The sequence below is a fragment of the Flavobacterium sp. SORGH_AS_0622 genome, assembly GCF_030818825.1.
Lineage (GTDB): Bacteria > Bacteroidota > Bacteroidia > Flavobacteriales > Flavobacteriaceae > Flavobacterium.
In genome coordinates this window covers 4,253,792-4,266,114 of record NZ_JAUTAX010000001.1, presented here as the reverse complement: position 1 = coordinate 4,266,114, position 12,323 = coordinate 4,253,792, and the positions used below count along the sequence as shown (strand labels likewise).

The 12,323-nt window shown below is 32.1% G+C and carries 9 protein-coding genes and 1 pseudogene; 7 read left to right on the top strand and 3 right to left on the bottom strand.

The features are described from left to right. Positions 1-55: 55 nt before the first annotated feature. Positions 56-1,369, top strand: coding sequence for a UDP-N-acetylglucosamine 1-carboxyvinyltransferase (murA, locus tag QE431_RS18130; protein ID WP_057117740.1), 1,314 nt, complete (start codon positions 56-58; stop codon positions 1,367-1,369). An 86-nt stretch (positions 1,370-1,455) separates the two neighbouring features. Beyond that, a pseudogene (locus tag QE431_RS18125) lies at positions 1,456-2,335 on the top strand (cation diffusion facilitator family transporter). 297 nt (positions 2,336-2,632) lie between these two features. Here QE431_RS18125 and QE431_RS18120 read toward each other — a convergent pair. The 3 genes from QE431_RS18120 to QE431_RS18110 form a co-directional block, all read right to left on the bottom strand. Continuing rightward, positions 2,633-5,119, bottom strand: coding sequence for a DUF5686 and carboxypeptidase regulatory-like domain-containing protein (locus tag QE431_RS18120; RefSeq protein WP_307298833.1), 2,487 nt, complete (start codon positions 5,117-5,119; stop codon positions 2,633-2,635). A gap of 156 nt (positions 5,120-5,275) precedes the next feature. Then, on the bottom strand, positions 5,276-5,689 hold the full coding sequence (gene aroQ, locus QE431_RS18115) for a type II 3-dehydroquinate dehydratase (RefSeq protein WP_057117743.1): 414 nt from the start codon (positions 5,687-5,689) through the stop codon (positions 5,276-5,278). 124 nt (positions 5,690-5,813) lie between these two features. Further along, positions 5,814-6,374, bottom strand: a complete 561-nt coding sequence (locus tag QE431_RS18110; RefSeq protein WP_057117744.1) for a porin family protein — start codon at positions 6,372-6,374, stop codon at positions 5,814-5,816. Positions 6,375-6,658: 284 nt separating this feature from the next. Between QE431_RS18110 and QE431_RS18105 the strand changes: the two genes are divergently transcribed. The 5 genes from QE431_RS18105 to QE431_RS18085 all read left to right on the top strand — a co-directional run bounded on the left by QE431_RS18105 (position 6,659) and on the right by QE431_RS18085 (position 12,321). Further along, complete coding sequence (locus tag QE431_RS18105; protein WP_057117745.1) at positions 6,659-7,258, top strand: outer membrane beta-barrel protein; 600 nt, start codon at positions 6,659-6,661, stop codon at positions 7,256-7,258. 88 nt (positions 7,259-7,346) lie between these two features. Further along, positions 7,347-8,906, top strand: coding sequence for a hypothetical protein (locus QE431_RS18100; RefSeq protein ID WP_307298830.1), 1,560 nt, complete (start codon positions 7,347-7,349; stop codon positions 8,904-8,906). A gap of 186 nt (positions 8,907-9,092) precedes the next feature. Then, positions 9,093-9,671, top strand: coding sequence for a porin family protein (locus QE431_RS18095; protein WP_307298827.1), 579 nt, complete (start codon positions 9,093-9,095; stop codon positions 9,669-9,671). Between the two features lie 80 nt (positions 9,672-9,751). Continuing rightward, positions 9,752-10,648: a site-specific tyrosine recombinase XerD gene (gene xerD, locus QE431_RS18090; protein ID WP_307298824.1), complete on the top strand. Its 897-nt coding sequence runs from the start codon at positions 9,752-9,754 to the stop codon at positions 10,646-10,648. Between the two features lie 152 nt (positions 10,649-10,800). After that, positions 10,801-12,321, top strand: coding sequence for a PAS domain-containing protein (locus tag QE431_RS18085; RefSeq protein WP_307298820.1), 1,521 nt, complete (start codon positions 10,801-10,803; stop codon positions 12,319-12,321). The last annotated feature ends 2 nt before the right edge of the window (positions 12,322-12,323 follow it).

Here is a 12,323-nt window from a genome sequence, read left to right as displayed (position 1 = left end):
TAGCTAAACCTTAGAACCTCAGAATCTCAGAACCTTAGAACCTTAAAAAAAATCTATGGGAATTTTTAAAATCGAAGGAGGAACTCCTTTAAAAGGAGAAATCACTCCGCAAGGAGCAAAAAACGAGGCATTACAAATTTTATGTGCCGTGCTTCTAACGGGGGATAAAGTAAAAATTAATAATATTCCCGATATTATTGACATCAATAAATTAATCACTCTATTGGGTAATTTAGGGGTTAAAATTCAACGTAACGAACCAGGTTCTATCACATTTCAAGCCGATGAAGTTAATGTTGGATATTTAGAAACCGAAGCTTTCAAAAAAGAAGGTGGAGCGCTTCGTGGTTCTATTATGATTGTTGGACCGCTTTTGGCTCGTTTCGGAAAAGGTTATATTCCAAAACCAGGAGGAGATAAAATTGGCCGTCGTAGATTAGATACACACTTTGAAGGTTTTATTAACCTTGGAGCAAAATTCAGATATAACAGAGAAGATCATTTTTACGGAGTAGAAACTCCCGAAGGAGGACTTCAGGGAACAGATATGCTTTTAGACGAGGCTTCTGTAACCGGAACGGCAAACATTGTAATGGCTGCTGTTTTAGCAAAAGGACAAACTACAGTTTACAATGCTGCCTGCGAACCCTATTTACAGCAGTTATGTAAAATGCTAAACTCTATGGGTGCTAAAATCACTGGAGTTGGTTCGAACTTATTGACTATTGAAGGTGTTGAAAGTCTTGGCGGATGCGAACACACTATTCTTCCGGATATGATCGAAATTGGTTCTTGGATTGGTCTTGCGGCTATGACAAAAAGCGAAATCACGATCAAAAATGTAAGCTGGGAAAATTTAGGTTTGATTCCGAATACATTTAGAAAATTGGGAATTACAATTGAAAAACGTAACGATGATATTTACATTCCAGCTCACAAAGATGGCTATGAAGTAAAAACAGATATCGACGGTTCTATTTTAACAATTGCAGATGCACCTTGGCCAGGTTTTACGCCTGACTTATTAAGCATCGTTTTGGTTGTGGCAACTCAAGCAAAAGGAGATGTTTTAATTCATCAAAAAATGTTCGAAAGCCGTTTGTTCTTTGTGGATAAGTTAATCGATATGGGAGCGAAAATCATGTTATGTGACCCGCATAGAGCTGTGGTTATGGGGCATAATTTTGAATCTCAATTGAAAGCAACAACTATGTCATCTCCTGATATTCGTGCGGGAATTTCATTATTGATTGCGGCGCTTTCTGCAAAAGGAACAAGTACGATTCAAAATATAGAACAAATTGACCGTGGATACGAGCGTATCGACGAGCGTTTAAGAGCAATCGGTGCAAAAATCGTGAGAGCTTAAAAAGAAAGTTAGCCGCAAATTCACGAATTTAAATCTTCAAAAGATTATCAAATATTCGTGAATTCGCGGCGAAAAAAATAGTCTAAATGACAAATGAACAAAAAGCTATAAAAGCTACTCTATTTAGTATAGCTGGAAATACCTGCCTGGCCCTAGTAAAAGGTCTCGCAGGTTTTTTTGGCAATTCATACGCCTTGATTGCAGATGCCATCGAATCGACTACGGATATATTTTCGTCTTGTCTGGTGTTATTCGGAATCAAATATTCTAACAAACCGGCAGATGAAAATCATCCATACGGGCACGGTCGTGCAGAACCTTTAATTACATTTTTGGTGGTCGGATTTTTAATTACTTCGGCAACAATTATTGGTTATGAAAGTATTGCCAATATTGGCACTTCACACGATTTACCTAAATCTTGGACATTATATGTTTTAGGAGCCATTATTGTCTGGAAAGAATATTCTTTTCGTTTGGTAATGAAACGAAGCAGACAAACAAATAGTTCGTCATTGGCTGCTGATGCTTGGCATCATAGAAGTGACGCTATAACTTCTGTAGCCGCGTTTATCGGAATTTCGATTGCGCTTATTATGGGAAAAGGCTACGAATCTGCAGATGATTGGGCAGCACTTTTTGCTGCGTTTTTTATTCTGTATAACAGTTATAAAATTTTCAGACCTGCGCTTGGCGAAATCATGGATGAAAACCTAAATGATGATTTAGTAGAAGAGATTCGCGTAGTATCTTTGACAGTTCCCGGCATCTTGGGAACAGAAAAGTGTTTTATTCGTAAAGCAGGAATGCGCTATCACGTAGATTTGCACGCAATAGTTTCAGCGTGCAATTTCAGTAAAAGAAGGACATGATTTATCACACCAATTACAAGATACATTAAAGGAGCAAATTCCACAGTTAGGAAATGTTTTAATCCATATAGAGCCAGATGATTATCATTGTTAAAAGGTTCAAAGTTGCAGAGGCGCAAAGGTTCAAAGGCTTTGCTTCTAAGATAAAATTTTAAAAATACGTTTATTCTTTAAAAGAGTCAATGGGATTTTTTTATGCGCGTTACCTTTGGCCGGGCTATCCGCTATATCTTTTTGTTTTTAAAGAAAAAACAAAAAGGATATCGCTCCTATCCCTAACGCAATCTCTGGTAGTAAGAATTATTTTGTAATAAAGTAGTTGTCAGTTCAAACGTCCCGCGAATTCTCAAAGTAAATACCTTTGTACCTCTGAACCTTTGTAGCTTTGCACCTAATCTAAAACATTCAAAATCTTCAATCCAAACACAATACCATTTTGTTGAATGCCTCCTTGATAAGAATGTACGTAATCCACTCTAAACAATTTAAATTTACCGAAACCTAAATTATCCAAACCAACAGTGAATTCCGTATAAGGTTTTCGATCTGGAATCGCCAGTGAGTGAAAACCAATATTCATCGTAGATTTTAACAGATTTAGTAATGGAATCTTATTCATAATAAATCCTGTGTCATTGTGCTCTAGATGCATTTCAAAATAACTGTCATTTGTGCTATTGGCGTAGTATGGCATTAAATTAAAAACATTTAAGTAGCGGCCGCTTGTACCGATATGAGTTTGGTTTCCGTTGAAATGTCTGTAATCTATAAAAGAAATATTTTCGGCATTAAAGAATTTCCCGGCTCTAAAATTAGTGCCTAAAAGACCTTTATTTCCAAGTCGTAAATCATATTGTACAGAAGCACCGATTCTTTCAAATTCGTATTTCTTTTCGCTTGCAGCAAAAGCTTTTTCGAAACCTAAAACTACAGTCGGATATTTATCATCTTTAAAATTATATCTTCCGTCAGGTCTTGAAATATATTTATTTCCAAAGTTAATTCTGGCATTGAGACCAACTTTAAACAAATGATGCTGCTCAAATGGCGCAGCAGTAAAATCGTTTGGAGCAAGCGGATTGTTTGAAGAATATAAATCATCCCTTTTAAAGAAAGAATAATCAGTTGTATTGAAAAGAGGTTTTCGCTGTTCATAAGCCACTTTTGCAAACAGATTAACGCCATTTAAAACGTCTTGCGAATAATTTACCTGTGCATATTCTAAGTTATACAACTTCATATAATTGTCTTTAAAAAATAAAGAACTTATAGAATTGACCAATTTAGTAATAGGTTCAGCACTGTTAAACTGTGCAACTTTTGTCCCTCCCGTAACTCCCAATGTTGCATAATTTATATTGTTGAATTTATGACTAAATTGTCCAACAACTCTAAATCGATGATCTGAAAAACCATAATTGAAAGTAGTACCAATCGAAGTTGATTTTCCTTCTTCTTCATTTTCTTTTTTAAATGAAAAACCAGAATCCAAATTAAATCCCTGAACGGTATTAAAACTCAAAGAGGAAATATTCAGTAAACCTTGATAATTGAAAGAATATTTTTTGAACGTATTTTTATAGTCATAGCCCATTAAAATATCCCAAACTTTAAACTTATTATTTTTAGCATCAGTAGAATCCGTATATTTTTTTGATTTTCGAATTACTAAGAGGCTGTCTTTTTTACTATAATCAGTGCTTTCTTCAATAGTTAACGGAATTGGTCTGATTTCGTTCCAGAATGCATCATCTTTTTTATTGGCGTTTGCTTCAAAAGAAACAATTTCACTTCCAAAAGTTTTCTTCTCGAAAGAAGATGGAAATTCATAATTAGAATAAACATAATTGAAGTTTCCAGAAAATTTTACTCCAAAAATACCCGCATTAAACGAAAGTGTCTGTGCATTTTTAGACCAGATTTTATTTTTTGCATTATAACTAAAACTCTGTTTTAGATTCATTACTTCAGTAAATTCATTTTTCATGCGATAGCCTTTAATTTCTAGGTCTATAGCATAAATAGCAAAACTGTCATCAACAATATAAATGTAACCTTCAAACACAGGTTCTTTGTCGCGTTTTGGAGTCACTTTAATTTTATAAATCTGCTGCTTATTGTCGTCGTAAAAACTACTTTCGAGTTTATATTTGTAGTAATTAAAAGCATTATCTGCAATAGGAGAAATCATTTTAACGTCGAAGTCCAGAGCATTGTCATAAAAATCGTAAGTTGATAAAGCAGCAGTATTGTAGCTGTATCCACGATTGTTTCCTGAAATTTTCGAAGCTATAATTCTCTCCTTCAACTTCTCAGGTTTTTCAAAAGTAATTTTAGAAACAGTTTCAGATAAATATAAAATTCCTGTTCCGGTAGAATCTAAATTGGAAGCCATGTCCTCACCAAGATCAACTTTTTGACCTAAGATTTTTTTAGGAAGATCTTTAACCTTAAACATTCCTTTAGAATAAAAGTCGGCTGTGTATCTTCCTGTTTTATCGGAGTTTTCTTTTTTGTTGGCAATTGCACTTTTTATAATGGCATTTGCGGGATTGTTTTTAGGATCAATCACAACTTCGTTTAGAGAGAAGCTTTCTTCCTCCATTTTTATATCTAAAGTTGTATTTGAATCTGGAGAAATTGTGATTTTCTGTGTTTTAAAACCTAAATACTGAAAGACAATTCGGTTTTTACCAATTTCTTTAACCTGCAATTGGTATTTGCCTTGTTCATTCGAAGTGGTTCCTCGATAAGTCCCTTCTTCAAAAATAGAAACAAACGGGAGTGGATTTCCCTTTTCATCGGTTACAGTTCCTTTGATTTGGGCAAAATTGGAAATTGAAAAAATTAAAAAGGCAAATAATGTAAAGTTTTTCATGTAAGTGGTTTCTCTTACAAAAATAAAATAACTTGAAAATGAGCTTATTAATAATATGTTAAATTAAAGAGATTCAATTTTGTTTGCACTGTCAGGCTGAGCGGAGTCGAAGCCACTTCCTATACCCATACTGTGGTGATGATGTTTAGTTTAAAATTATAAAAACGACTGAATTGCCAACTCATAACTTTTCAACCCAAAACCTAAAATAACACCTTTAGCGTTTCCAGATAAATAAGATTGATGTCTGAAACTTTCGCGAGCATAAGTATTAGAAATATGAACTTCGATTACAGGAGTTGTCACAGCTTTCATCGCATCGCCTAAACCAATTGAGGTATGAGTGTAAGCGCCCGCATTTAAAATAATTCCGTCGTATGTAAAACCGCATTCTTGAATTTTTCCAATCAATTCTCCTTCAATATTACTTTGGTAATATGAAAGTTCAATATTTGGAAACTTTTGTTGCAGCGTCTCAAAATAATCTTCAAAAGTCTGGCTTCCGTAAACTTCTGGTTCGCGTTTTCCTAAAAGATTCAAATTGGGTCCGTTGATAATGCAGATTTTCATATTTATTTTTTTGTGTAATTATGTGTTGACATTGCCATTGATTTGCCATTGCCATTGAACTTTGTAAAAATAAAAAAACCGCTCCAATTAATAGAGCGGTTTTTATAAAAGTATGTGATATATTTTAGAACATGTATCCAGCTGAAAGTTGGAATACAGAGTTTTTAAAATCAGCTTCTTCTGAAATCTCAGTCAAACCTATTCCGTAGCGAGCTTGAACAAAAAGACCTCCAACAACTTTTAATCCTAAACCTGCGTTAAGAGAAAAGTCAAATGTTTTTGGATCTGCAACGTCAAATTCCTTTTTATTAGATACAAGGAATGAAGCTTGCGGGCCAAGTTCTAAACTAAGTGATTTAGTCATGTAGATTTTCGCCATTACAGGAATAGCGATATATCCCATTTCGTTTTTAAATTCTGAAACAGCATTTTTATAGGTAGCACCTTGTGTAGTGTACAAAAGCTCTGGCTGAATTGAGAATTTTTCTAATAATTTAAGTTCTGCTACAAGACCTGCATGGTAACTTGTAATACCTTCTTTGTCAACAGAAATTCCATCAAAGTCAGAACCTCCAGTTTGGTTCGCAAAGTTAACCCCTGCTTTAACCCCGATTTGTACAAATTGAGCGTTGATTGTAGCTGATGTTGCAATGAACAAAACAGCCGCTAAAAGTATTTTTTTCATAAAAAATGTTTTTAAAGTTTGGTATTTTAAACGTTATTTAAAATTCAAAACTACATATTTAGCATTTTATTGCCTTATATTTTGGATTAAATAATTAATAAAATTCCCACCGAAACTCATTTTTCTTAACAAAAAAACATTGAAAAGTCTTTTAGATACTTGATTATCAGATTTCTATTTAGTCCTTTTTTTCTGTCTTATTGTGATACTTTTTAAACTTATTGTGGATGATATTTTGTAAGTCTAATCTTAGTTTTGTGTTTTGTAATTAAAAAATATAAAACATGAAAAAATTAATTTTAGCTGCTATTGCAGTAATGGGATTTAGCGCTGCTAATGCACAAGATTCTGGGTCATATGGATTTTCTAAAGGAAACATTCTTTTAGAAGGTAATTTAGGTTTCTCAACAAACAATGACAAAAACACAGATGTTAAAACTAATTCTTTTGAATTTAATCCAAAGGCTGGTTATTTTTTAACAGATAAATTTGCTCTTGGACTTGATTTAGGGATTGGTTCTGATAAGAAAAAAGTAGCTGGAACAGATGCTGATAAAAACTCAAATTTCAATGTTGGAGTTTTTGGACGTTATTATTTCTTAGATCTTGGTCAAAGATTTAAAACTTATGCGGAAGCTGGTGTTGGATTAAATACCGGAAAAGAGGGTGAAGCTAAATATTCAGGAGTTGGAATTAATGCAGGATTGGGAATCAATTATTTTGTATCTAACAGTTTTGCAATTAATTTTGGATTAACTGATATTTTGGATTATGGTACTAATAAGTATAAAGGAGGTAAAGCGGTTTCTGATTTTAATGCAAATTTAAATGTTTTTAACAACTTCTTCAGTACTGCTACATTTGGTTTGACATATAAATTTTAATAAAAAATAATAAGTTAGTTTTTTTTAAGCCTTTCTCATCTGAGGAAGGTTTTTTTTCTTTATTCGCCCACAATTTAATTAAATATGTATGAAAGTTAATTTTAAAATACTAGTATTAGGAGTTATTAGTTCTTGTTTTTTAGCTTGTGATAATCATGATGAAAATGATAGAAAATCAAATGCTAATATAGATAAAGAATTAAAAGTAGATAATTTGTATGATGCTAATTCAAACTTGAAAAGAGAGTTTGGCAAAGCACTTATGAAATCATTAAATAAAAGTAAAGCATTAAGGAATTTGATTAAAAATGAATCTTTAAAGATGTTTGATAATGATTATGAAATTTTATACCAATTGATTAAAAATAAAGAACTTGAAAGCGGAAAAACTGTTAGGGAAATCATACTTGAAAATTTAAGTGACGAGGCTTTATTGAATAAAATTGAATTGAATAATCCCACACTTACGATCTTGGTTCCTAAATTACCTGAAAATTCATTTTCTGCAACTATATGGGATGCAGATAGTGAAATTCCAAAAGTCGCAATTAGATTAACAACAAGTAATGATGTACCATTAATAAATCAAGATGGAACTGAAGAAATCTTTAAAGCTGAATATACTCCTAGTTTTCCTGTAATTGTTTTAAAAGACAATGAAAGAATCATTTTAAGTAATAGTGCTACAGGAAAAAATATTAGAAGTAGTTTGGTTGCTAATATAAATGGTTTAGATTATAAATTTTTAGATGATTGTTTTGATGGATCAAAAAAAACTAAAAATGCAACAGCACGAACAGTTAATTCAAGCTTATTGGATGATAAAATAATCAACGCTTATAATATCTATACAGGAGCAGATGTTGATGGCTGGCAAAGAGATTATATTTATTATGGTATAACTCCAGGAACTCCAAAAGGGCCTTTTAAATATGATTTTCATGAAGCCATTAAATCATTTGCTTTATTAGGAGATCCAACTGCTGCTTATAATAAAATTGCTGATCAAACAGGAGATCCTAGATTACCAGAGCAAGTAGTCGGAAATGAAAACGGTCCCCTTACCCCTATTTCAACTTGGGCAGGAGGTAATTATGAGTTTAAAATTAGAATTATTATTAATGGTAAAAATGGTGTTGGTAGTGAAGTGATAAAATATTTTAATGCAACTGTAGAGGACTTATTTGATTTTACATATGTAAAAGGAGATAGAACTGGGTTTCTTAAATATTGGTATATTAGAGATATTAAAGGTTTAAAAAAGATGGATTTAAATATTCCAATATTCAGCTGGGATTTAGATCAATATGCATCTTCAATTAAGATCGATATTGAGGAAATTGATTTGACCGAAACTATAATATTAACGGAATCTAGAAGTGTTGAATATGCTTCTAATTTTGGAGTCGAATTAAGTGGTGGATATCAGGATTACATAAAAATTGGACTTAAATACGGAACAAGTCAGAAAGTTGTAAAAAATAGTGCAGTACAAAGAACATTTACTCAGGGTAACGATTTGCTTGGTGACGTAATTATTAATTTTGCGGATAATATAATAATTAACAAATTAGGAAATGAATATATAACTAGGGAATACAGTTCAGGGTTGTATTCTATAGCTGTCGAGCCAATTAGAGTACAATGATTATTGATTTGAAGCCTTTTCAGCAATGAAAAGGCTTTTTTCTTTCTGATTTTTTGAGAATTTAAAACAAATTTATTTTGAATTAACCATTTCTATATATACTATTTTATTTGTTAAATTCCAAATTAGTTTTTATGAAGAATATTTTTATATTTGATTATTAAAATTTAACCAAAACAAATTAAAATGAAGAAAATTATTTTAACTGCTATAGCGGTAATGGCATTTACATTTACTAATGCACAACAAACCAGATTTGGAGTAAAAGGAGGTCTTAATCTTTCGACGGTAGTTGGTGGAGATGTTGAAAATACTAAAACCTTTGTAGGTTTTCATGTTGGTGGATTTGCTGAAATCAATATTGTGGAGAAATTTTTTATACAGCCGGAGCTTTTGTTTTCTGCTCAAGGAACAAAAGTTGACGGTCCTTTTGAAGATGGGGATATTAAATTAAATTATTTAAATATTCCAGTATTGGCTAAGTATTACATTGTAGATAAAAAATTCAGTGTTGAAGCTGGTCCACAATTAGGAGTTTTGTTATCTGCTAAAGCTGAAGATACAGATATTAAAGATTTTACTAGATCAGTAGATTTTGGTTTCAATTTAGGAGCGGGATACAATTTTACAGATAATCTTTCTGTAGGTGTTCGTTATACTATCGGTTTATCTCCTCTTTCTGACGAAGACGTTGATAATGCAGATGATTATTATGACAGTGCAAAAAACAGCAATTTTGCTTTATCTTTAGCTTACAAGTTTTAATAATTTCGAATAAAATATTTGAAAAGACCTTCCCGAAACGGAAGGTTTTTTTATGTAGAAAAATCACTTACTTTGTAAATATGAATTGGAGCAGATACATAAAAGATTATCAGTCGTATTTGAGGATAGAAAGAGGTTTGTCGAAAAATACAATTGAAAACTACGGATTTGATATTGAGCGGTTATGCCTTTTTTTAAAAACCAATCAAATTGATGTTTCTCCAATAAAAATTTCAGACGAAACATTACAGCAGTTTATATATTCTGTAGCAAAGGAAGTAAATCCGAGATCGCAGGCACGTATCATTTCGGGATTAAAAAGCTTCTTTAATTATCTTGTTTTTGAGGATTATCGAAATGATAATCCGTTAGAATTAATCGAAGCGCCAAAGACTGGTCGTAAATTACCTGATACTTTATCACTTCAAGAAATCGATGCGCTTATTGAAACTATAGATTTGAGCAGCAATGAAGGTGAAAGAAATAGAGCAATGCTTGAAACTCTTTACGGATGCGGACTTAGGGTTTCTGAGTTGATCTCGCTTAAAATTTCTGATTTGTTTTTTGATGAAGGTTTTATAAAAATTACCGGGAAAGGAAATAAAGAAAGATTTGTTCCAATTGGTCCATTGACTCAAAAATATATTGATATTTATAAAAATTCTGTTCGTTCGAATTTAAATATTAAAAAAGGAGCAGAAGATACTTTGTTCTTGAATAGAAGAGGAAATCAATTGACTAGAGCTATGGTTTTTACAATTATTAAAGATCTAGCTCAGAAAATGGGATTAAAGAAAAATATCAGTCCTCATACACTGCGCCATTCTTTTGCAACACATTTACTGGAAAATGGTGCAGATTTAAGATCCATTCAATTAATGCTGGGTCACGAATCAATCACAACAACAGAAATTTATGTTCATTTAGATCGCAGCTTTTTAAAAGAAGTGATGCATAGTTTTCATCCTAGAAAATAATTTTATCATTATTGCGTTTATTTTGTCGTAAAAATTAATATATTGTGTTAAATTTTTGTTTTAATAAAAACAATTTAGCCTCATTTTGTGATTTTAATTTGTTTTTTTTAGAATAAAAAGTATGAATATTTTATTTACATAAAAAGAAGTATATGGTTTTTGATTTATATGGAAATGACGATTGCTTAGAGGTAAATAATTTTTATAAGAAATTGTTGGCTGAGATGCCTGATTTGCTTTTTCAGTTTATTATTGATACTGATAATAATTATTCATTTCCTCTTGTAAGTAAGTCAGCTGATGAAATATTTGAACTTTCTGCATTAGATTTTACTGATGATATAAAATTTATAATTTACGATCGAATTGTACCACAAGACCGTGATTATTTTTTTCAGTCTTTGGTCAAAGCTAGGAGAGAAATAAAACCATGGGAAATTGAGTTTAGAGCAGTTTTGCCTAAAAAAGGAATTCGCTGGTTTAAAATAACTTCGAAAACAGAATCGACTATAGATGGTAAAGTGATCTTTTATGGTCATGTTTCGGATATTACAGAGTTAAAAGATAAAGAAGAAAAACTTCGCATATCTGAAGAACGCTTTCAATTTGCTCTCGATGCTTCAACTGCGGGCATTTGGGATTGGGATATGGTGACTAATAGTGTTTTTTATTCCTCTTTATCGCTGAAAATTTTAGAATTAGAATCTACTGATATTTTTGATGATCCGGAACGCTGGGATAAAATTGTGCACCCTGATGACCTTCCGAAATATTACTCGGATATTCAGGAACATTTTGATAATAAGATTCCGTATTATGAAAATTACCATCGCGTAATGACTTCAAGTGGTAATTACAAATGGATTTTAGACCGCGGGAAAGTGATTAAAAGGGATGAAAATGGAAAACCGTTGCGTGTAATTGGAACACATACGGATGTTTCTGCTCAAAAAGAAAAGGAGCTAGAACTAATAAAAACGATGAAACTATACAGCGACCAAAATAGTCGTTTGTTGAATTTTTCGCATATTGTTTCACACAATTTAAATACTCAGGCTGGAAATATAAAATCGATCCTGGATTTTATTGATGCCGATGTAAATAAACAAACAGTCGAAGAAATGCTGGAGCATTTGCGTACTGTTTCTAATGATTTGAATGAAACAATTTCAAATCTTACACAGATTGTAAAAACGCAGAGCAACATCAATATTGCAGTTGTACCGCTAATGTTGTGTGAGTATATCGAAAAAACAATTTCGACTATTAAAGGTTATGATAAACAGCGTAAAGTGACAATTATAAACAATGTGCCGAAATATTTGACGATTAATTTTAATCCGGCTTACATGGAAAGTGTTTTATTGAACTTTACAACAAATGCAATTAAATATGCGCATCCAGATCGTGATCCAGTAATAACTTTTGATTTTGCTATAGAGCCAGAAGGGTTTAAATCTCTTAAAATTACAGATAACGGACTTGGAATTGATTTAAAGTTATACGGAGATTTATTGTTTGGAATGTATAAAACTTTTCACAAACATGACGAAGCACGTGGAATTGGACTTTATATTACAAGAAATCAAATAGAAGCGATGAAAGGAACAGTTTTAGTAGAAAGTGAAGTGGGAGTAGGAACGAGCTTTAAAATTGTTTTTAATGATGTTTAAGA